Genomic DNA, 21289 nt, shown 5'->3' on the forward strand with positions numbered 1-21289 from the left:
TTGCAGAACTCGTCTCAGGAGGTTAAAAACTTATGCCCGACTTTTCACGCAGAAAAATATTACAAGCAGCTGCGATCGGAGCTGCGAGTTCATTACTGCCCGCTTCGATTCGCAAGGCGCTAGCCATACCCGCCAATAACCGTACCGGAACTATTGATGATGTAGAACATGTGGTGATCCTGATGCAGGAAAACCGCTCCTTCGACCATTATTTCGGCACGTTACCTGGCGTACGCGGTTTTAGCGATCGTATCACCATTCCACTCTCCGGTGGGCGCAACATTTGGCAGCAGCAGGGAGTTAAGCGGCTGGTCTTGCCTTATCATCTGGATAGCCGACACGGTAATGCACAGCGGGTGACAGGTACGCCTCATTCCTGGAATGATGCACACTCCGCTTGGAACAATGGCTGTATGAGTGACTGGCCAACCTATAAAACGACAAACTCAATGGGCTATTACTGTCAGGCTGAGTTGCCGTACCAGTTTGCTTTGGCCAATGCCTTTACCTTGTGTGACGCATACCATTGTTCGATCCATGCCGGTACTGATCCTAATCGTCTGTTCCTCTGGACCGGCACCAACGGTCCCAGTGCCGCTAACGTTGCCGCAGTAGTCAACGAATGGGATTCTCCTGGTCTTCCAGAGGAAGGATATACATGGAAAACCTATCCGGAACGACTAGAGGAGAACGGCATTAGCTGGAAAATTTATCAATACCTGCCGGACAACTACGGTGATAACCCGCTGGCTGGTTTCCGCCAGTACCGTGCCGCCAGCGTCGCGGCCGGTAATCCGGCACAACCGCCGGAAGGTTTCCACGACTTTGTACCTTACAGTGATGAACTTAACGAAAAAATTCCATTGTATAAGGGCAACGGTAATACTCTGCCGGCTGTCAGTGGTAACGATCTGGAGATGATACTGGCTGGATTTCGCGCCGAGGTGAAAAAGGGCAGATTGCCGCAGGTAAGCTGGATCGTCGCACCGGCAGTCTATTGTGAGCATCCAGGGCCTTCCTGCCCTGTGCAGGGGGGCTGGTTTATTCAGGAGATCCTCAATGCGCTGACAGATGACCCGCAGGTGTGGAGCAAAACGGTATTGCTGGTGAATTTCGATGAGAATGATGGTTTTTTTGACCACATGCCTTCACCCTCCGCACCGTCGCTACGGAAAGACGGTAGTTTCGCCGGTAAGTCCACACTACCCTTCGACACTGAAATCTTCCAACACGCAGCCCCAGAGGGATCGAGTCAGCAGCCGTCACCAGACGGGCGCATTTATGGTCCTGGGCCGAGAGTACCGATGCTGATCTTGTCACCCTGGAGTCGTGGCGGTTGGGTTAACTCGCAGGTATTCGACCACACCTCAGTCCTACAGTTTTTAGAGAAACGTTTCCGGGTACGCGAGCCGAATATCAGCGCCTGGCGGCGTGCAGTGTGCGGTGATCTCACTTCAGCGTTCAACTTTGCCAATCCCAACAATGAAGTACCCCGTTTGCCTGCCATCACGCGACGGAAAGCAGATAACCTGCGCATGAGTCAGGAGGCGTTACCACCGGTGCCGTTACCGGAGGTTGGAAAGCAGCAGTTGCCGTATCAACAGCGACAGAGTCGCCCGTCCCGTGCGTTACCTTATCGGCTTAATGTTGAAGCTTCGGCTTACCCTGACAAGGGGTTACTGACCCTGAGCTTTCACAACACGGGCGAACAGGGTGTGGTATTCCATGTTTACGATAAGCTACATCTGGGTGATATCCCGCGGCGTTATACCGTTGAAGCCGGTAAATCGCTCAGTGATGACTGGCAGGCGGCAGATAACTATGATCTCTGGTTGCTAGGACCCAACGGTTTTCACCGTGCACTGAGTGGTTCACTGACACAGCAGCAGCCAGAAGTGAGTCAAATCATGAATGATACTTGCCTGCAACTGGAACTGAACAATCCGGGTGACAAAACGGTGGAGATCATCATAAAGCGCTGCCCTTATACATTGCAGGGACCGTGGCACATTAAAATGCCAGCAGGAAGCTGTCACAGCCAGATTTTTGACACTCACATCAGTGGTGGCTGGTACGATATTTCGCTGGTGGGGCCGAAAGGATGGCATCGTCGTCTGGCTGGCAGACTGGAAAACGGTGAGCACAGTATCAGCGATCCGTTGATGGGAAAGGCATAAGATAATCGAGCCTGATATGCAAAAAACGGAAAATGGATCCTATCTATCGTCTTAAGGGGCGGTTTAACCCGCCCCGATTTAATTAATCGAAACCCTTAATTTACTTCTTCGCGGCAGCCCGTAACTCAGTCACGTTTTTACCGCCGATGCCCCAGTTATCTGTTTCGACTTCATCAATGATGACAAAGGTTGTTGCCGGGTTTTTCCCAAGTACATCTACCAGCAATTGGGTTGCACCTTCAATCAGTTGTTTTTTCTGCTCAGCGGTGGCGCCTTCGCGGGTAATTCTGATGTTCACAAATGGCATAAAAATGACTCCTTTTTGGGTTTGTTATAGATAGTGGGTACAGCAAAAAACAGTCTTATTGATTGAGATATGGATGTTTATCTGGCTTTTTTTCTTCCGCAGTGGCGATCCAGGCGGCGCAAAATAGCGTCAAACGGGCGAAAAAATAGAAGAATGCCATTAAACCAATCACCGAACCAAAAGCAGCGCCCGAAGGGGAGCTGGCAAGGCGGGGCAGCATCATCGTCATAATAGATTTAATGATTTCAAACCCGATGGCGGCCATGAGGGTGCCTTTAAACAGCGCTTTTCTTTCAGGGCGATGACGCGGCAAGATCCACAATATCCATAGAAATAACAAATAATTGGCTAAAATGGAAATCGTCATGCCAATTGATGTCCATGCTGGCCGGAGCCATTCTATGCCTTCCAGTCCGAGGGCGTGGACGATAGTGGCTTGGGCAGAACCTGCTATGGAAGTTAGCGAAAGGGTGATGACCAACGCAAATAACAGACCGAATAAAGAGAAAAAGTCGCGAATATATTGAAAATAAATTTTCTCTTTATCTTCATGATTGCGTTCCCAGACATCCCTGGACTGGGCGAGTATTGCCTCGCGTAAATTTCCAACCCAGTTCATCCCTGAATAAAGTGCGATCGCCAGACCGGTCAATCCCACGGTTGTTCTTTGGTTAATTGCCGTGTCTACACTGTTTTTCAGGGTATTGGCGAGAGCGGGATCACTGATGCTATTGGCGATGCCATTAATCAAACGTGTCAGCAGGTCAGGATTGGAGGCCAGCACAAAACCGGCGACGGCAAAAGAGAGCATCAAAATGGGGATTAAAGATAGAAACGAAAAATAGGTAATGGCCGCGCCAAATTGACTCCCCATGCGGTCGTTAAAACGTTGGGCCGCCCTAATAAAGTGGGCGATAAAAGGAATACGGCGGATAGCATTGCCAATACGGATGGTGACGGAAAGTGCTTTTTTACTGCCATATAGTCCTTTCTCTAACGGTGTCAGATTTTTCCCTGTATTGAATTGTTCCCTGTTTTCATGGTTACCTGGCATTACATCCCCTAGCGAAAAAATATGTATGCGAAAAAAGAGTAACAGGCAAAATGGAAAAGGCAACTGGTGAGGGAATACGGTAGCCATATATTGGCTACCGTACAGAAGATCAATCGTTAATTCCGATGATTAATCTCATTGATGCCCTTTAACTTCACTGTGAACAGTTGGCAGTTCAGTATCGTGGCTCTCATTTTTCACAAAAGGCACTTTACCGGAGAAAATATCTTTTTGTGCAGAAGTTGCCAGATTGGTGAGGGAGTCAGGTACATCAATACCTAAATTTTTGCTCTTATCGTATCCGGCGACAGATTGTTGGTTAATTTGCTGGGTATTCAGCGAGACAGCACCTTGTGCACGGTCAATTTTGCTGCCCGATAAATGGGTTGTTCCAGAGACATTCAGATTAACCTCTTGAGTACCGGTCAATGTTGTTTGCTTACCTACCGTTTCTCGGTCGAGAGTATCGTAATTGCCTTTGAGTTTGCCATTGTAGCCCTTGAACGCCGCTTTCAGTTGATCTGTCAAACTTGGGGCTTTATCTCCGGTTTCAGGTGTGGTAGTTGCTGTATTTTCTGGAGAGCCTTCCGCTACGGGAGGAACAGCCTGTTTAGAAGCGGCATCTCCTTTGACGGTTTTGCTATAACCCAAGCCAGCATCCAGCCCCACATTCAGGCTATGGGTGCTGTCCTTACGGCTTTCGACATTGAAATTGCCACCGACATTGCTCGTGATCTGAGCAGCATCCACATTCGCACCTTTAAGTGAGGTATCGCCCGCGCTGGTCAGATTAACATTGTTGCCGGAAACCTGTGCGTTATGATGCGTAGTTTGCGTCAGGTTATTGACGCCAAATTTCAATTCACCGCCAATATTATATTTGCTGTCGATGATTCTGTTAGCTGGATCATCTGTTGTTGAAGCATCGCTTGCTGCGCCATCCCCTCCTTCTTTACGGGCGTTAGAAGACATTCCCCCTTTAGCTTTAGCACCGACATTCCAACCATTGGCGTTGGCAGTATCCTGAGCCGAAGTCAGTTCGATTTTCCCACGCTGTGCGGTTAAATCTACCTGTTTGCCGGTAACGTTGGCTCCTTGTAATGTCAGATTATTGCCTGCAGTCAGATTTACCCCTTGTCCACCAGTGATATTGCTGGTTTGAGCAGTAGTGTTGTTCTGGCTTTCGGTGTTATAACCGCCGCCGAGACTGCCACTGAAATTCTTGCCATCAGGGTTGGTTCCCACGGTCAGGGAAATTTCCCCATTGTAACCATGGCCTTGTTTCTCATTGCGAGTGGTGGCTTGGTTAAACTGAACATTTCCACCTGCATTAACGTTGGCTGTACCTTCACCTGCATTGATTGAGGTGCCTTGGTAGCGCGCATCTCTGGCCGTCTGAACGTTAACGCCGTTTTGAGCGTTGATGCTGCTGGTCACTGCGCTGCTGGTGGTGTTGGATGTTTCCTGATAGCTACCACTGCCTTTGCCATTAACAGAGATATCTGCACCAGTTGTGGTGTAGACACGCAAACTGGCATTGCCAGTTGTGTCAGCGGCATGAGAGCTTTGGCTATTGGTGGCGGCTTCACTGGTATGGCTGCCCGCAATCAGTGAGACCCCGCCTTTGTTGGTCTGGTATTGCGTACCTTGGTCATAGATGTCGCCGTTCGTTGTTACTTTGACATCACCTGCCTTGATGTTAGTCACTACCGCATTGGACTGATGGTTATTGGTGTAACGGCTGTTGCCATTCATCGCCAGTTCAATACCGGCATTAGGTAAGCCCGTTTTGGTGATGGAAGTATCCAGTTTCTTATCTGCGGCAGCCTTGGCTGTTTTTTCTACAGGACGAGTGGTTGCACTGTAATCGGCAGTTCCGCTGATTTCACCGCCTACCTGTAATTGGTTGGTTGAACTGGATTCGGTATTGGCTGTTGCCACATTTTTAATGCTGCCGGCATTAACCTGATAGGAACCTTGTACTTGATGATCCGTACCCTGCTGCTTCAACTCACCCATTGCATTCAGCTCAAGGTTGCCTGTCACTTGGGTTTTGGTCACTTCTGCCGTTGTCCGGCTGTCGGATTTTCCATTGTTGTTGTAAGTTCCTTCAACACCACTACCGAGTTTGTCCATACCGCCAGTGACGAACACACTGCTATTCAGTTTTTCCTGTGCGGTTGAGGTTGAGGAACTATTTTCGCCAGCCAGCAACGCAATATTATTCCCGCTAATCTTCGCATCGCCCTGTGTGGTGACCAACTTAGAGCCAGTCACAGTGACATTTTGACCAGCATTTACGGTGAAGTTGCCGCCATTCAGTTCTGATGGGCGTTGTGTTGTGCTTTCATTTTTCTGTTGATCGGTAGTGTGTTCAAAACCGACACCCGCACGATATTGGTTATCTTTCATGTCCTTGGTGTAAGACAGAAAGTCAAGGTTGGTTTTTTCCTGTTGATCCTGATTTTTCTCACCATAATTCAGGATATTGATATTGCCTGATGTATTCAGTTGCAGTTCGCCGGCACTTTTTGCCAGACTGCCAATGACATTGATGTCTTTATTACTGAGTAATTTCAGGTCGGCATCGGAAATCAACTGGCTGGCGGAAGATTTTTGCTGCTCGTGATGCTCTTGATTTGTATTTTTGGTGATGTTGAAAATGGTGCCTTTTCTTTCATCCACCTCTTTAGAAATATGGCTGACCGCATTGTCGATAGTTAATTGCCCGTCATTGGTGCTGACATAGGCACCTTTTTGCGCTTTGACTTTACTGCCTGTAATGGTGACACCATTTGCACCAGTCAGCAGCAAGTGCTCGCCAGCCGTCACTTCGGAAATATGATGGGTTTCTGATTTATCGCGGTTATCTTTTTTGCTGCCACCGGCAATCCCACCCCAATAGGTTTTATCTTTGGCAAGGATCTGATCAGCAACGAGGGATTGGACAGTAATATTGGTTTGTTGATCCGCAGTAATAATCAGGTTTTTGCCTGAGTTAATCCGGGTTCCGATAATGTCAACATTTCCTTTCGCCTTGATACCTAAGTCTCCGCCTGCGCTTAATTCATTGCCGGTACTTCTTTGGGTGGTATTGACCTCATTCCAATTACCCGTTTGCAATGATGCACTATGGTTCTTTTTGTATCCCTTCTGTGAAGTCATTTCTGATTCCACCAGACTTGCCAGCTTCACATCTTTCTGGGCTGATACGGACAACTTATTGCCCGCTTTGATCTTACTGGCAAGGACTTCGGCATTGCCTTCACTGGCGGTTAAATGGATATTTTCACGCGCGTTAATGGTATTGCCTTCGTGCTGATATTTTTCACTCTCATTGGTGAGATCATATTGCCAGACCCATTTCCGTTGATTGTTCGTGTTACGGTCAAGTTGGTGAAGCTGTTGTCCATCCAGTTTCAGGTTGGCGCCAGTCAGTTTGACATTATCCCCTTCAATATCGGTTGCCATCACTTGGTTGTTTTGTCTGGCCACCAGCGTGATGTTTTTACCTGCCAATTGGGTACGAGCAACAGATTCACTGATTTGCTTTTGTTCGGTATAAATACCACTAAGAGTGCTTTCGTGATTATCGTTGCCCGTTTTGTCTGATGAAGATTGGTTCAGGCGTCCTTGGGACAGCACATTATTGCCGCTCAAGGTAATATCGCCACCTTTTAGCGTCGCCGCTTCCAGCTTCACATCACCGTAGGATTCAACTTCAATGCCATTATCAGCGGTGACTTGGCCTTTTAAATTAACTCCGCTTCCTTCCGCCGTATTCAGCAGACGAATGCGTCCTGCCCGCATACTACCCAAATAATAGCTGTCGAGAGCGCCAATATTCGCTTGCTGAATATCCAGGATGCGACCATCGGCCGAAATCTTGTTATTCCCCGTTGTGAGATTGAGGTTTTTTGTGGTGATCACCTGACCGTTGATGTCAATTTTAGGTGCGATCAGATTTAGTACGTCATTATGGGATAAGCCATTGTTCCTGATATTCAGGGCGTTCAGATTATCAAAGGTGTTGAAGCCTTGCAGAACCCCATTTTCCACCAGTGGATTACCGACAACCAATGACGCCTGATTCGTATTGATAAAACCACAACCGTTACAAGTGATACCGTTAGGGTTTGCCAGTACATAATCGGCAGCGATACCAAATATTTCCTGTTCGCCAAGCAAGAAAGAAGGGTTACGACTAATAACCTCATTTAAGATCACACTGGCAGCTTGTCCATTGAGGTTGCTGTTAGCAGATAATTCCCCTGCCAATTGCGATGTTCCATCCTCCAGAGAGTTATTGAACACAGCCCCCATTTGATTAACGTTGAAGTCCTGGTATTGGTTATGTGATAACCCTGATTCGGAAGGCGCAACGATATTGACTACCGTCGCACCGGTATCCGCTTGCATAACATCTGGGCTGTGTGCGGCATCGCCGCCAGGTGTAATATCATTGGCAAAGCTGACTGAACAGGTTGCCAGAATAATTGCCATAGAGGCGGCAAGTTTGCCCGTGGGAGACAGCTTAAATTTTTTACTTTTCATATAATTTCCTTATTTGCTTCTTTATTGCCATGTGCAGCGCTCTGGGGATCATTGTTCTAATAATCCCCACAACTGACTGCGGTTAAAAAAATCAAATGGTTCAAAAAATTAAAAAGTGTAAGAGAAGCGGGTTAACAGTTGCATAGGTTCATCCGTGTGCCTATTGGGGTGAGAAAGTAATTTTCCTCGGCTGAACTCAACATCCGCAAACAGTTGCTGATAGCGTAGTGTCAAACCTGCACTGAATCCGGCACTGCTTTTCCAGCCGTCCTGACTGCGATAACCTTTAACCTGGCCGATATCCACGCCGGTACGTAACGAAAGTGATCCATTGGCAATGGGGATTGAGTGAGAAAGCGTATTTCTTAAATACCAGCCATTATCAGCCGATGACACATTTTTACTGAAGCCTCGCACCGCATTACGGTCGGTTACATTGAGCCACTCAACACCGGGTAGCCCATCTTTACTGTATTGGGCATAAAATTGGCTGCTAAATCGGTAAGGTACATCCAAAAATGTAAAACGTTGTTGTAAATTTGCCGATAATTTCCCTTTAGTAAACTGCTTATTCAGGCTGGCTGTAGCGGTTTGGGCACCAAACCATGGCATTCCCCGCTCGATACTCATATTGAGGGAGATCAACCCTGAAGGGATAATTTGTAAATGGTTAATACCCAGTTCGAGGACGCTCAATGTCTGGCTACTGACAGTAAGCTTGGCTTCTTGGAAATGGTTAGTGTAATTCTTATAAACCAACTGAGTGTTTAATGTACTAATTTGTGACTGGTTACGATGAAAAACCCAATCAGCACGCATACCTGTTTGTTGTGAATTCCCGTACAATTTGGCCGAATGTATCTGTAAACGGGGATGGCTGGTGTATTGGGAATAACTGTTGAATCCACTCAATGTGATGGCGCCATAGGGGAGCGAATAGAGCAGGGTATAGGCGCGATTATATTGGGTGTTGGGTTTATCGACGGTACTGGCGCCGCTGAGACTAACAAAGTCAGATAATCCCAGTGGGCTATCGACACTGGCATTGAGTCGCGTGATCCATTTTCCTGTGCTTTTTTGTCCATAATTATCGGTTGTGGTGGTTATTCTCCATGGGGAAGAATGCCGATTGTGTAGTCTGACGATAGAACCACCATTAACGCTACCCGGTAGAATATCGAGAGTAGTTTTGTTTGATTGCAGGCGATTTGCCTGATCCAGCCCTTGATCAAGTTGATTCAGGTTGAGGGGTTTGTTTGTCAAACGTGGGAAAAGTGTTTGGCTATTGACCCAGCGGTCATCTCCTTCTATCGCTTCGACAAAACCTTCAACGACATTGATCCCCAGTTCACCATGGGGATTGGGAGGAAGAAACTGAACGCGTGCCGTAATATAACCTTTAGCAATATAAAGGTTGGTGATTTCCGCTGACAGCTTGTTGATATCATTGCTGGTGATGCAGTTATCGGGCAGGGCACTGAGTGTATTTAGATCTCCCAGAGAGAGTAAGGTAATGCCTTGAAGATAAACCCCGTTAACTGCCAAACAGGGTGGAGCTTCCACCACGACGGGTGAGACAGTTTGTGGGGAAACGTTATCTGTGCGATTAATCAATCCCTGGTGACGGCGATCTTCAATTAATTGGTCTATTTCCCGCGAACTATCCTGTAAGGTTCTTCTTGCTTCATCTGTAGAGAAAGCGGAATTAAGCGCATCAGGCGATGCGTTCACCTGAAATGCAGTACATAATAAGATGAAGATTGTCGTCCTTTTAATCATGGGAATACCCAAATGACAATAGTTGATGGGAAATGTATCGTGTTGGGTTAGGCTTAAATATCCTAGTTTATTAATTAAGCATTAGAGCATAGAAAATCTTTTATGTTGTTCTGATTAATAAATGTGTTTTGTTAAGAATTATAATTTCTAGTTATAAATTTACATTAGTGATTTATGATAATTCATTTTAGTTATGTATTATCTTCAATGTGAAGCGTTAAGTGAAATTTAATTTGGTTAATCAGTAGATCAGCAGAATAATGAGGTGTAATCAGACGCTTTTTCTGTATTTCCAGTCTATTAATTTAAAAGTTTTACTTATGGAATGTTGATGAAAAGGAATTGAAGTATACGCATTATACCAATCGCCTTTCAAAATGCGTCTTATATCTCCCTGCGAAGCGGGGGAGAAATCACACGCATCTTGAAGTTAGATTGATATAGAAGAGATGTGAAAGGGGAAGGCAGTTATTTTTTAGTCAGATTATTTGGCTGAAAATTGATCATGAGTGTAATTATAAATTTATCTATCTTTATTTATTATGAAAATAATTACTATATGAAAATCTGACAGTGAAAAAAAATCAGAAAAACAAATATAAAAGAGAAAAATAGGAATTAAAGTAAATTGGTGGGAATTTTGAGACGTTAGAAGGATTCAGCCAATGAATAATATTCATTGGCTGAAAAGTTATTACTTAATATTTAATGAAGAAGATATTAAGCAACAATTGGTGCGCGCCAGTCGTCAGCACCAGAAGTACCCGCAGTAGTGTGTTCCCAAGTAATCTTACGATAAGCAAGTGATACACGAACTAATTGAGTGAATTCTGCTTTAGCTGGATCTTGGCAGTGTGGCATTTTGCAATCGATATCAACGATAGTTGCATCTTCCAGTTTTGTAGTAAAGAAATGCTCTTGTTTACCTTCGATTGAAGTACGGTACCATTTCAATTCTACAGTTGGCAGCATTTCGCCAGAAGCCAGTGCGTTGTACAGCAGAGGAACTGATTTATTCAACGCAACGGTAAAGCGGAATGGCTTATGCGCACGCTGGCCAGAAGGTTGTCCTGACTGTGGATCAGTTGGGACAGTAACGATGTGGTCAAATTCTTGAACCAGCATTTCGTCTTCGTGACCCTGAACAAAGATATTACCTACGGATTCCGCAGTGAATGAGCCAGCGGTAATATGACCCTGAGTTTTACCACGGATGGAAATATAACATGGAGTTGGCATATGAATATCCTATAAAAATTTACCAATATTAGTGTAAGTGTTCATTCCTTGCGTGATTATTCCATCTGCTAATCAAATGAAATTATCGCTTACCAAACACTCGGGGCGAATAATAAAGCTGAAATTGCCTGATGCAAAGTCATTTGAAAAATGCAATATGTGCTCTCGTTCAATGACAAATAATAATTTTATAATTATTGCCGTTATAAAATTTATAGCTGATTTTTTATAAACAATAAGGCCATTCAACTGGTTTAAAAATGAACTGTGATTTTTGTCTTTTTGTAACTAATTGATAGTTATTGATATTTATTTTTTCGTTTAAATATTTTTTATGATCATTTGAAAAGTGTTAACTAGATCAAAAAAATGGAAATAATCTGGATTGTTATGGAACATAATTAATCAATATAAAATAAAAAATGATATTGATGATGATGATTGATAACGGCCTGCAAGGTTATATTTTATTCAGGTTAAGAGGAAAAATATGTCTTTTGATGCAATTTATAGATAATGGGATTACATACTCTTACAGAGAGTAAAACCAAACTTTCCTCTATTTTGAGGGCAAAAAAATGTTTATAACTTGCGATGGGTTTTGATAGGCAGATTAAAAGCTTGAATAGAGGTCTTTATCAATTTGTGTTTAGGCTTTACATCAAAAAAATAAAATGTCAAACTCGAACTTGACGATTTTTCGTATCGATGTTATTTCCACAATTGGATAGGGTATATCTGATTATTTAACTATATGTTGATATAAAACTATTCGCACCTTCAAATATAGTTGTCTTCTTTATCCTATTTTTTTAGGAAGATCTTCTGTATTTATTATATGGGTGAACATTGGAATCATTCTCTCACCAATAATGGGTTGTTAGACAGTTCATGGTTGTATTAGCCAAAGGATTCAAATATGAGTAAGAATAGTCCAGGTAGCGTAGCTCCGAAAGAAAGAATTAATATTAAGTATGTTCCTAATAATGGTGACCAGACTTCAGAAGTTGAATTGCCTCTGAATCTTCTGGTTGTGGGTGACTTGAAAGGAAAAAGCGAAGATACGCCAATTGAAGAACGGCAGGCAGTTTCTATCAATAAGAACAACTTTAATGCCGTAATGAATGAAGCGAACATCAACCTAACTTTTAACGTTCCTAATCGTCTCGATGAAAAAAGCGAAGAAGAGCTGCCCGTTAATCTGGAAATAAAATCACTGAATGATTTCTCGCCAGATAATATCGCGAAGAAAGTGCCTGAATTAAATAAACTTCTCGAACTTCGTGAGGCATTAGTTGCATTAAAAGGCCCATTGGGAAATATCCCAGCATTTCGTGCTCGTTTGCAGTCACTGCTGGATGATGAATCCGTTCGTGAGCAACTCCTGAAAGAACTTGAAATCGTCAATAAAAAATAACTGGTTAAAGGAATTTTTAAATGGCTCAGCACGAAGAAAACAGTACAGCTATTGCTTCTGGCGCAACGACTTCTTTGCTTGATGAAATTATGTCTCAAGCGAGAATGACTCCGGAAAATGACGGCTACTATATTGCTAAACAAGGTGTCGCTGCGTTTATCGGTAGCATCCTGGATACTGGCTCTAACGATGAACCCATCAACAAGCTGCTTGTTGATAAGATGATCGTCGAGTTGGATAAGAAGCTAAGTGAGCAGATGGATGAAATCATGCACGCTAAGCCGTTCCAGGAATTGGAATCTTCCTGGCGTTCACTGAAAATTTTGGTGGATCGCACTGATTTCCGTGAAAACATCAAAATCAACATTCTTCATGCGACTAAAGATGAATTGTTGGAAGATTTTGAATTTTCTCCTGAAATTATTCAGTCTGGCTTCTATAAACACGTTTATTCCTCAGGCTACGGCCAGTTTGGTGGTGAACCTGTTGCTTCCGTCATCGGTAACTACGCGTTCAACAACACTACGCCTGATATTAAATTGATGCAGTATGTCAGTTCGGTGGGTGCGATGGCTCATGCGCCATTCTTGTCTTCTGTTTCACCGGAATTCTTTGGTATTAACAGCTTTACTGAGCTGCCTGCCATCAAAGATCTGAAATCTGTCTTCGAAGGCCCTTCACATACTAAATGGCGTCTGCTGCGTGAGTCAGAAGATTCACGTTACTTAGGTCTGACTGCACCTCGCTTCTTGCTGCGTCTGCCTTATTCCAGTGTTGAAAACCCAATCAAGAACTTCAACTATCAGGAAAATGTCAGCCGTGACCACGAACATTTCTTGTGGGGTAATACGGCGTACTTGCTGGCTAGCTGCCTGACTGACAGCTTTGCTAAGTACCGCTGGTGTCCAAACATCATTGGCCCACAGAGCGGTGGTGCAGTCAGCGATCTGCCCGTTCACCTGTATGAAGCAATGGGGCAGATTCAGGCGAAGATCCCAACAGAAGTTTTAGTCACTGACCGTCGTGAATTCGAACTGGCAGAAGAAGGCTTTATTACCCTGACCATGCGTAAGGGTAGCGATAACGCGGCATTCTTCTCGGCAAACTCAGTTCAGAAACCAAAAGTGTTCCCAAATACCCGCGAAGGGAAAATTGCGGAAACCAACTACAAGTTGGGTACCCAGCTTCCATACATGTTCATCATCAACCGTCTGGCTCACTACATCAAAGTGTTGCAGCGCGAACAGATCGGCTCCTGGAAAGAGCGTCAGGATCTGGAACGCGAACTGAACATGTGGCTGAAACAGTACATTGCTGATCAGGAAAACCCACCCACTGACGTTCGTAGCCGTCGTCCTCTGCGTGCTGCTGAGATCAAGGTTCTGGATGTTGAAGGCGATCCAGGCTGGTATCAGGTGGCGATGCAAGTTCGCCCGCACTTCAAATACATGGGTGCAAGCTTCGAACTGTCTCTGGTTGGACGTTTGGATAAGGAATAATCATGGCTGCGCTGTACAGTTGGAACAGAGGCAGCTCTGCCAGTCTGTTCGAGCGCATTCAAGGGAAGAGCTCCGGCTCTTCCCGTCAATCAAGGATGCGTGCACTACTTGATTCTATCAAGAAGCATTTGAATGAAGTGCTGAATTCCCGTCCAGGTGCTTGCCAAAGTACCGTTGATTTAGGTGTCATTGACCTCAATGACGCGACCGCGACATCGGTGGATTTCAAGCGAAGTATCGAATGGGCGATTGAAGAGTGCATCAGAAATTATGAGCCAAGAATATCAGCGGTTTCTGTCAGTGCCATCAATGATGATTCAGATCCGTTGCTGTTGAGCTTTCATATTAGCGCTGAAATCTCTCTGGATGATATCAACGACCTTGTGGAATTTAGCATCCAGTTGGATAACAACCGACGCTATTGCCTGGAGCGAACTCAATAAATGTCATTTGAAAAATATTTCAGAGATGAGTTGAACTATCTGCGACAACTGGGGAAAGAAGCCGCAGTTGAGCGTCCTCATCTTGCCGCATTTCTATCAGAACAGGGTTCTGACCCCGATGTTGAGCGTTTGCTTGAAGGTTTTGCCTTCCTGACGGGCAACCTGCGGGCAAAGATTGATGATCAATTCCCTGAATTGACCCACGGCCTGCTTAATATGCTGTGGCCAAACTATCTGCGTCCAACGCCCAGTATGACCATCATTGAGTATACTCCGGATGAGAGCGTGGTAACGAAAGCGACACAGGTCAAGCGTGGCACGCAGATTATGAGCCATTCGTTGTCAACTCAAGATGATATTTATTCGAACGAAAAATCGGACGACAAAAAAGACGATCATGATCGCTGTACGTTTACGCTCTGCCGTGATGTCTGGCTTTTTCCGCTTTCTATCCGTGACATTACTGTCAATAACAGTAATGAAACCGGAATTATTGGTCTGGATTTTACATCGAAAACAGAACTGAATCTGCATGAGTTGGAGCTGGACAAACTGCGTTTTTATTTGAGCGGTGATAACTATACCACCTCCCAGCTCTATTTCTGGCTTTGTTACTATTTCAAAAAAGCAGAGTTAGTGGCAGGCGATACCGTGATCCCTCTGCCAAGTTTTGATTTTGTGCCGGTGGGATTTGAGCGAGAAGATGCGTTACTGCCTTACCCGAAAAACGCCTATATGGGATATCGCATCTTGCAGGAATATTTCTGTTTCGCGGAAAGTTTTCTGTTTTTTGATGTGAAAGGCTTCCCGAAACTGCCGGAAGATCTCAAGACCAAAGATTTCAAACTGAATTTACATTTTTCTCAGGCATTGCCACCTGAAGTCAAGATTCGCCATGACACCTTTCGTTTGCACTGCACACCGGCAATCAACCTGTTCCCTATGGACAGTGAAGCAATTGAACTTAATGGTAGCCAGACTGAATACCCATTGAAAGCCAGTTACAGTTTTCCAGATAACTACGACATTTTCTCTGTTGATGGCGTAGAAAGCTGGCTGACAGGGGAAAATGGTGAACGCAGTCGTGCCCGTATTGGTGAGCGAGTGTATACCCCGTTTGAAAGTTTCAATCACCAAATTGATAACGAAGATGAACGCTCGATGCGTTATTACCGTATTCGGGTAAAAGAGTCTCCTTTCCGTCGGGGGTTGGAACATTTTATCTCATTGGTACGGGGAGATGAGGCCGACTTGCTCAGGCTCAAGCTGAAAGAAAATGTTTCTGTTAGTTTGACCTGTACCAACCGTGAATTGCCTTTAGAGTTGCGGGTTGGCGACATTAATTACCCTTCAATCGGTAGTCCGTCATTTGCGACATTCCGCAATATTACGCGGCCATCAGTGCCTCTCTATCCCTTGTTGGATGGGGGCTTGCACTGGTCACTACTGTCAAATATGTCGCTCAACTATATGTCATTGTTGGATAAGGACGCACTGAAGCAGGTGCTGCGTACCTACGATTTCCCAAGTATTCATAACCGACAGTCCAAGCGTTCATCGCAAAAACGGCTTGATGCTATTGAAAAAATTGAAACAGAGCCGACAGATCGTCTGTTCCGTGGTCAGCCTGTCCGTGGATTGCGCTCAACGCTGTATATCCGGCAACAGGCATTCAGCTCAGAAGGCGAGCTTTATCTGTTCAGTACGATTCTGTCACGGTTTTTCTCACTGTATGCCAGCGTCAATGCGTTTCATATGTTGAAGGTAATCAATTTAGATAATCAGGAATGTTATGAATGGCCGGTACAGATAGGTCAACACTCGTTGATGTAATCACTGAACAGGATCCTGCCACGCCACTGGCATTGGATATCTCACAGTACAATTTTTACCAGCTGGTTGAACTGCTTAACCAGCTGGCGATAGCGTGGGATAAAACCGGAGAGACAGATCGTCCCGATCTGGAATCTATCCGTTTCCGTTCCAGCGCCAGTCTGGCATTTCCGACTCGGGATGTAATCTCGCTTAAGCAAGCCAAAAAGGGATACTTCGAACTGGAAGTTTCCTTTATGGGATTGCATGGCAGCCAGTCCCCGATGCCAGGCTATTATCTGGATTCACTGGCATGGGAAGATGCTCACGGGGAAAACCGTCTGACGGATTTTCTCAACATTTTCAACCACCGTTTAATTACGATCCTGCATCAGATTTGGCGGAAATACCGTTATTACATCTGTTTCAAGAAGGGCGGGGAAGATTATTTTTCTCAACGTATGTTCTCACTCGTTGGGTTAGGCAGTGATGTCAACCGTCGGATGCTGAACATCAACCACAGCAAAATGCTGGCGTATGCAGGATTGCTGGCAAGCCCCGGACGCTCGCCAGAAGTCATATGCAGCCTTGTTTCCCACTGTTTTGATTTGCAGGACGTCACGCTGCACGGCTGGCAATTCAGAAAAGTCATCATCCCGAAGTATCAGCAGAACCGTTTGGGGGGGATCAATAAGGGCCTGAAAACGATTGATAACGAGTTATCGGTATTGGGAAAAAACTTCACCATTGGTTCTTGGGTTGGGGATTACAGCGGTAAATTTTTACTGAGTATCAATAACTTGCCTCGTGATCGGTTCCTCTCATTCTTGCCTGATGGCAAAAACTATCTGCCGTTGGTGATGTTCATCTCTTTTATCATGCGCAGCCAGTTTGCTTGGGAACTGCGTCTTAGTCTGGCTGAAAATCAGGTCAGAGGCATGGTATTGGGGGCAAAACAGAATAACCACTTGGGGTGGACCAGTTTTCTCGGCGAACCGGAAAAGAAACCCTCTGTCATCATTTCAGTTATGGAATAACGACCATGGAAAAATATCAACCAATCCTTTCATTGCGGGTTCTTAACAGTGAACAGCTAGAAAGTGGTAAAGCCGCCAACTGCCAGTTCTCGACACAGGGTGGTACGGTCGGTAGTAGTGAAAGCCACCTTTGGTCTGTGCAGGATCAGCAGGGCAATGTCTGCCCGTCACAATTTGCCATTAAATGGCAAGATGGGGCATTTTGCCTGCAAGTCTTTGCTGAATCAGTACAAATCAACGATGCGACTTTGACGCCTGAGTCGGGTTTGATTCTGCTACAACAAGGCGATCAAATCAAAGTAGGTAATTTGTCGATCAAGAGCCATATCAGTTTTTCTGAAGCGGATCGTGTTGATCCTTCAATGATATCCCCTGAATCGTTGGTTTCCAGCTATAGCAATCCGCTGGATGCCATGATGGAAGGTGCACCCCTACAAAAATCTGCGTTTGCCTACGATGAAGGTATTGCTCCAACGGTTATGCATCGTTTCAGTGATGATCCGCTGCGGGTGCTTGATAGCGAGAGCTTGACCACATTGAAACCCAAGGTTGAGGCTGATGATACGGAACAACTTTTGCCGCCGGATCATTACCAAAATCCCCCATTTGCTAACCCTATTTCTGATAACCGAGGCAGTGTTATGGATCAGGAGTTCCTTGATTTACCGGACATCGATTCCGACAGACAGTACGAAAGTATGGATGTTGATCATGTCGCCATTACTCCGCTTATGCGTGGGCTGGAAGCTCGTTTGCCTTTGCATGACAGCCAGCAGGCGAATGATTTTCTGCAAGAGATGGGCAAGACCATGAAAGCGGCCATTGAGGGGTTATTGGCCCTCCAGCGTGAACAACATGGGTTGCGTGATAAACAGCTCCGGCCTATCGAAGATAACCCGCTGCGCCTGAATATGGATTATGACACGACCATGCAGGTGATGTTCTCTGATCAGAAAAGTCCGGTTCATCTCTCCGCACCGGCCGCAGTAGCGGAAAGCCTGCAAAACCTGCAATTACACTATCAGGCTAACCGAATTGCCATCTCGGCTGCACTGGACACCATGCTGGAAGCTTTTGCTCCAGAGCAATTGCTTCGTCGTTTCTCACACTATCGTCGTAGCAACGAAGTCAGGAATAAAGACGCATCCTGGGCTTGGGAAATGTACACCAACTATTACCGCGAACTATCTTCCAGTCGCCAGCAAGGATTCGAAAAATTATTCCGCGAGGTATATGAGCAGGCTTATGACCGCGCATTGCGTCAGGGCTTGGAGGAATCCAGCAATGACACATTCCGCTAGTCGCCGTGTATGGGCTGTAGGGATTTTATTGCTGTCAGTGATGTTGCTAAACGGCTGTAGCAGTGCATGGAACGCAACAAAAAAAGTGGGCCAGGTCATTTGGGACCCTTCCACACCGGTAGGTAAACCTGATGAGCAGGCTTCTGTTGCCAATATTACATTGCTGGCCGAACCCGACATCAACCCCAATGAAAGTGGTGAAGCGGCCCCTGTTGAAATGAATTTGGTTTATCTCAGTGAAGATTCGCGCTTTCTGGCTGCCGACTATGACCAGCTTGATAGCGACAAGCTCGAAAAAGCACTGGGGAAAAACTACATCGATCATCAGGATTACACCTTGTTGCCAGGGCAATACAAGCCTCTGGAACAAATCGCATTGGAAAAGAAAAACCGTTACATCGGTGTCATCGTTCACTATGCAGATGCAAATCAATCTGAATGGAAAAAGATCATCCGGGTAAAAGACATCGGCCGCCATTACCACATCTTGGTGCATGTCAGAAATAACGACGTCGAACTTAGAAAAGAGGAGGAGTAATCATGCCAGGCAAAAATCGGGTGATTTGGCACGAAGGGTTATTCATCAGACCACAACATTTTCAGCAACAACAAAAACATATTGATTATCTGGCACATAGCCTTGTTTCAGTATTGACACCATATGCTCACGGTTTTAGCGCCCTGAGTATTAATGATGATTTGCTCAAACTGGGACGTATCGGCATTACCGAAGCCAGTGGCATTATGCCTGATGGCACCGTTTTTTCTGCGCCTAGCCAAGACTTACTGCCAAAACCGTTGGATATCGAAAATGTCAATGACCTGAAAAGCAAGGAAGTGTATCTGGCCTTGCCTATGTCCAGCGATACCATTCGGGAAGTGGCTGATCAGGGAGCAGAAACACAAAGTGCGGTACGTTATCGGGAACTTCCTACGGATGTCCGTGACCTCCATACCAAAGGCGGTGATTCCTTTTCTCTTAACCTTGCTCAACTGACACCCGTTCTGATGCAAGGTTCTGAGGATATGAGTGCTTACACTGCTATTCCACTATGCCGCATCAAAGAAAAGCAAAAAGATGGCAACATTGTTCTGGATAACGATTTTATCCCGACCTGTTTGTCGATCTTCGTGGCGGACAAACTCAGGCGTTTCATGGTGGAAATTGATGGCTTGCTGACCGAGCGCTCAAGAACACTGGCTAAACGCATTGGTTCGCCAGGTCAGCAAGGGGTAGCGGATGTCGCAGAATTTATGATGTTGCAATTGCTCAACCGCGTTCAGCCGTTGTTCAGCCATTATGCTAAACAAACCGTTTTGCACCCACTGCATTTATATACCGAGTTACTCCAGACTTGTGGCGAGTTGAGGACATTCACCGATTCTAGCCGCCTGCCAGGGAATATAATGGGGTATGACCATAATAACCTGACCGATACCTTCCAGTCTGTGATGGTCGCGATCCGTGATGCGTTGAATGTGGTTCTGACTCCACGTGCAACTTCGATTGCGCTGAAACAAAACGAAGGTGGCATTCGTGTGGCAACGCTTCACGACAACGATCTGTTGCGCAAGGCCGAATTCGTACTGGCAATCAGCGCCAGCACACCGCAAGAGCAGTTGCGTCGCCAGTTCGTCCAGCAAACCAAAGTCACATCGATGGAAAAGATCCGCGATCTGGTCAGCGTCCAGTTGCCGGGCGTGCCATTGATTGCCCTGTCTGCTGCACCTCGTCAATTACCGTATCACTCTGGATATACCTACTTCCGTCTGGATCAGAAAAGTCCGTCTTGGAAAGAGATCCAGCAAGGAAATTCCATCGCGTTCCACGTATCAGGGGATTTCCCTGACTTAGATATGCAGCTCTGGGCTATCAGGGGCGGTAAGGAATAATCATGAGTGATATCAATGTTGACAGTCCGTCACTGGAAAAGTCTGAAACGTTGCAAACGTTTCAGCGCCAGTACCAGCTACCGTTGCGTGGTGAAAGCCTCAACCCAATGATCGATGCCGCCACCCCTTTATTGGGGATGGTCTTGCGTTTGCAGGATATGACTGATCAGGCACTGCCAGACAAGCTTTACCAACAAGTTGTTACTGACATTCGCGCCATTGAGCAGTATCTGCAAACCAAGGGTTATGAGCCTGGCGCGATTGTTTCATTCCGTTACGTACTGTGCACCTTCATTGATGAAACTGCGTTGGGGCACGGCTGGAACAGCCAAAATGGCTGGTTGAAGCAATCACTGTTGGTGCACTTCCACAATGAAACTTGGGGAGGGGAGAAGGTTTTCGTATTGCTTGAGCGTTTGATGGGAGAGGCACAGCGCTACCAGCATCTGCTGGAGTTCATTTACCTCTGTCTCTGTCTGGGGTATCGCGGGCGCTACAAAGTCAGCACACAGAAAAACGATGACTTTGAGCGCTTGTTCCGTCGGTTGCAGCAACAGCTTCACTCACTGCGCGGGGATACTCCGCCGACCACGTTGTATGTCAACGTCAACGAGAGTAATGCGCGTTATCGCTTAAGCAGACGATGGACTATCAAGCACCTGTTTGTGATTAGCGTGGGCGTACTGGTGGCTGTTTACAGCTTTTATGCCATTCGCCTCGGTGATCAGACCCAAGACATATTAAAGCAGCTAAGTAACTTATTAAGATAGGAAGTCG

General features: G+C 45.7%; 15 protein-coding genes. 10 read left to right on the top strand and 5 right to left on the bottom strand.

Translation table 11 applies throughout. The features are described 5' to 3' along the window. The first annotated feature begins 32 nt into the window (after positions 1 to 32). Positions 33 to 2177 carry a phosphocholine-specific phospholipase C gene (locus tag WDV75_RS01285; protein WP_273557495.1) on the top strand — a complete coding sequence of 715 codons (2145 nt, stop codon included), beginning with the start codon at positions 33 to 35 and terminating at the stop codon, positions 2175 to 2177. A gap of 100 nt (positions 2178 to 2277) precedes the next feature. On the opposite strand, the gene WDV75_RS01290 is transcribed toward WDV75_RS01285, so the two are convergent. The 5 genes from WDV75_RS01290 to WDV75_RS01310 form a co-directional block, all read right to left on the bottom strand. Beyond that, positions 2278 to 2484, bottom strand: coding sequence for a 2-hydroxymuconate tautomerase family protein (locus tag WDV75_RS01290; RefSeq protein WP_045957420.1), 207 nt, complete (start codon positions 2482 to 2484; stop codon positions 2278 to 2280). A 55-nt stretch (positions 2485 to 2539) separates the two neighbouring features. Then, positions 2540 to 3538, bottom strand: coding sequence for an inner membrane protein YhjD (gene yhjD, locus WDV75_RS01295; RefSeq protein WP_273557497.1), 999 nt, complete (start codon positions 3536 to 3538; stop codon positions 2540 to 2542). 135 nt (positions 3539 to 3673) lie between these two features. Next, a complete protein-coding gene (locus WDV75_RS01300) occupies positions 3674 to 8092 on the bottom strand; it encodes a hemagglutinin repeat-containing protein (protein ID WP_273557498.1) in 4419 nt (1472 codons plus the stop codon). A gap of 108 nt (positions 8093 to 8200) precedes the next feature. Further along, positions 8201 to 9871, bottom strand: coding sequence for a ShlB/FhaC/HecB family hemolysin secretion/activation protein (locus WDV75_RS01305; protein ID WP_273557499.1), 1671 nt, complete (start codon positions 9869 to 9871; stop codon positions 8201 to 8203). 720 nt (positions 9872 to 10591) lie between these two features. Next, on the bottom strand, positions 10592 to 11110 hold the full coding sequence (locus WDV75_RS01310) for an Hcp family type VI secretion system effector (protein WP_189759236.1): 519 nt from the start codon (positions 11108 to 11110) through the stop codon (positions 10592 to 10594). Positions 11111 to 12029: 919 nt separating this feature from the next. On the opposite strand from WDV75_RS01310, the gene tssB reads away from it, so the two are divergent. Genes tssB through icmH form a run of 9 tightly spaced genes read left to right on the top strand, consistent with a single transcriptional unit; the run spans position 12030 to position 21282 of the window. Beyond that, the gene (gene tssB / locus WDV75_RS01315; RefSeq protein ID WP_273557500.1) at positions 12030 to 12527 is read left to right on the top strand and encodes a type VI secretion system contractile sheath small subunit; all 498 of its coding nucleotides are present in this window, start codon (positions 12030 to 12032) and stop codon (positions 12525 to 12527) included. 20 nt (positions 12528 to 12547) lie between these two features. Beyond that, positions 12548 to 14026 carry a type VI secretion system contractile sheath large subunit gene (tssC, locus tag WDV75_RS01320; RefSeq protein WP_273557501.1) on the top strand — a complete coding sequence of 493 codons (1479 nt, stop codon included), beginning with the start codon at positions 12548 to 12550 and terminating at the stop codon, positions 14024 to 14026. A 2-nt stretch (positions 14027 to 14028) separates the two neighbouring features. After that, complete coding sequence (tssE, locus tag WDV75_RS01325) at positions 14029 to 14469, top strand: type VI secretion system baseplate subunit TssE (RefSeq protein WP_273557502.1); 441 nt, start codon at positions 14029 to 14031, stop codon at positions 14467 to 14469. Further along, positions 14470 to 16302 carry a type VI secretion system baseplate subunit TssF gene (tssF, locus tag WDV75_RS01330; RefSeq protein WP_273557503.1) on the top strand — a complete coding sequence of 611 codons (1833 nt, stop codon included), beginning with the start codon at positions 14470 to 14472 and terminating at the stop codon, positions 16300 to 16302. Then, positions 16266 to 17318: a type VI secretion system baseplate subunit TssG gene (gene tssG, locus WDV75_RS01335; RefSeq protein ID WP_273557504.1), complete on the top strand. Its 1053-nt coding sequence runs from the start codon at positions 16266 to 16268 to the stop codon at positions 17316 to 17318. Before tssF ends, tssG begins: the two co-directional genes overlap by 37 nt. Positions 17319 to 17323: 5 nt before the next feature. Then, positions 17324 to 18619: a type VI secretion system-associated FHA domain protein TagH gene (tagH, locus tag WDV75_RS01340; protein ID WP_189759230.1), complete on the top strand. Its 1296-nt coding sequence runs from the start codon at positions 17324 to 17326 to the stop codon at positions 18617 to 18619. Beyond that, positions 18603 to 19157 carry a type VI secretion system lipoprotein TssJ gene (gene tssJ, locus WDV75_RS01345; protein ID WP_074024608.1) on the top strand — a complete coding sequence of 185 codons (555 nt, stop codon included), beginning with the start codon at positions 18603 to 18605 and terminating at the stop codon, positions 19155 to 19157. Before tagH ends, tssJ begins: the two co-directional genes overlap by 17 nt. A 2-nt stretch (positions 19158 to 19159) precedes the next feature. Continuing rightward, entirely contained in the window at positions 19160 to 20512 is a 1353-nt protein-coding gene (gene tssK, locus WDV75_RS01350) for a type VI secretion system baseplate subunit TssK (protein WP_273557505.1), read from the top strand. Positions 20513 to 20514: 2 nt separating this feature from the next. Then, complete coding sequence (gene icmH / locus WDV75_RS01355) at positions 20515 to 21282, top strand: type IVB secretion system protein IcmH/DotU (protein ID WP_273557506.1); 768 nt, start codon at positions 20515 to 20517, stop codon at positions 21280 to 21282. The last annotated feature ends 7 nt before the right edge of the window (positions 21283 to 21289 follow it).

The organism is Xenorhabdus griffiniae, assembly GCF_037265215.1.
GTDB lineage: Bacteria > Pseudomonadota > Gammaproteobacteria > Enterobacterales > Enterobacteriaceae > Xenorhabdus > Xenorhabdus griffiniae.

What these genes read in the sequence shown, in the direction of transcription:
- WDV75_RS01285 (WP_273557495.1), top strand. Translation starts at nt 33, where the DNA reads ATGCCCGACTTTTCACGCAGAAAAATATTACAAGCAGCTGCGATCGGA.
- WDV75_RS01290 (WP_045957420.1), bottom strand. Translation starts at nt 2,484, where the DNA reads ATGCCATTTGTGAACATCAGAATTACCCGCGAAGGCGCCACCGCTGAG.
- yhjD (WP_273557497.1), bottom strand. Translation starts at nt 3,538, where the DNA reads ATGCCAGGTAACCATGAAAACAGGGAACAATTCAATACAGGGAAAAAT.
- WDV75_RS01300 (WP_273557498.1), bottom strand. Translation starts at nt 8,092, where the DNA reads ATGAAAAGTAAAAAATTTAAGCTGTCTCCCACGGGCAAACTTGCCGCC.
- WDV75_RS01305 (WP_273557499.1), bottom strand. Translation starts at nt 9,871, where the DNA reads ATGATTAAAAGGACGACAATCTTCATCTTATTATGTACTGCATTTCAG.
- WDV75_RS01310 (WP_189759236.1), bottom strand. Translation starts at nt 11,110, where the DNA reads ATGCCAACTCCATGTTATATTTCCATCCGTGGTAAAACTCAGGGTCAT.
- tssB (WP_273557500.1), top strand. Translation starts at nt 12,030, where the DNA reads ATGAGTAAGAATAGTCCAGGTAGCGTAGCTCCGAAAGAAAGAATTAAT.
- tssC (WP_273557501.1), top strand. Translation starts at nt 12,548, where the DNA reads ATGGCTCAGCACGAAGAAAACAGTACAGCTATTGCTTCTGGCGCAACG.
- tssE (WP_273557502.1), top strand. Translation starts at nt 14,029, where the DNA reads ATGGCTGCGCTGTACAGTTGGAACAGAGGCAGCTCTGCCAGTCTGTTC.
- tssF (WP_273557503.1), top strand. Translation starts at nt 14,470, where the DNA reads ATGTCATTTGAAAAATATTTCAGAGATGAGTTGAACTATCTGCGACAA.
- tssG (WP_273557504.1), top strand. Translation starts at nt 16,266, where the DNA reads ATGGCCGGTACAGATAGGTCAACACTCGTTGATGTAATCACTGAACAG.
- tagH (WP_189759230.1), top strand. Translation starts at nt 17,324, where the DNA reads ATGGAAAAATATCAACCAATCCTTTCATTGCGGGTTCTTAACAGTGAA.
- tssJ (WP_074024608.1), top strand. Translation starts at nt 18,603, where the DNA reads ATGACACATTCCGCTAGTCGCCGTGTATGGGCTGTAGGGATTTTATTG.
- tssK (WP_273557505.1), top strand. Translation starts at nt 19,160, where the DNA reads ATGCCAGGCAAAAATCGGGTGATTTGGCACGAAGGGTTATTCATCAGA.
- icmH (WP_273557506.1), top strand. Translation starts at nt 20,515, where the DNA reads ATGAGTGATATCAATGTTGACAGTCCGTCACTGGAAAAGTCTGAAACG.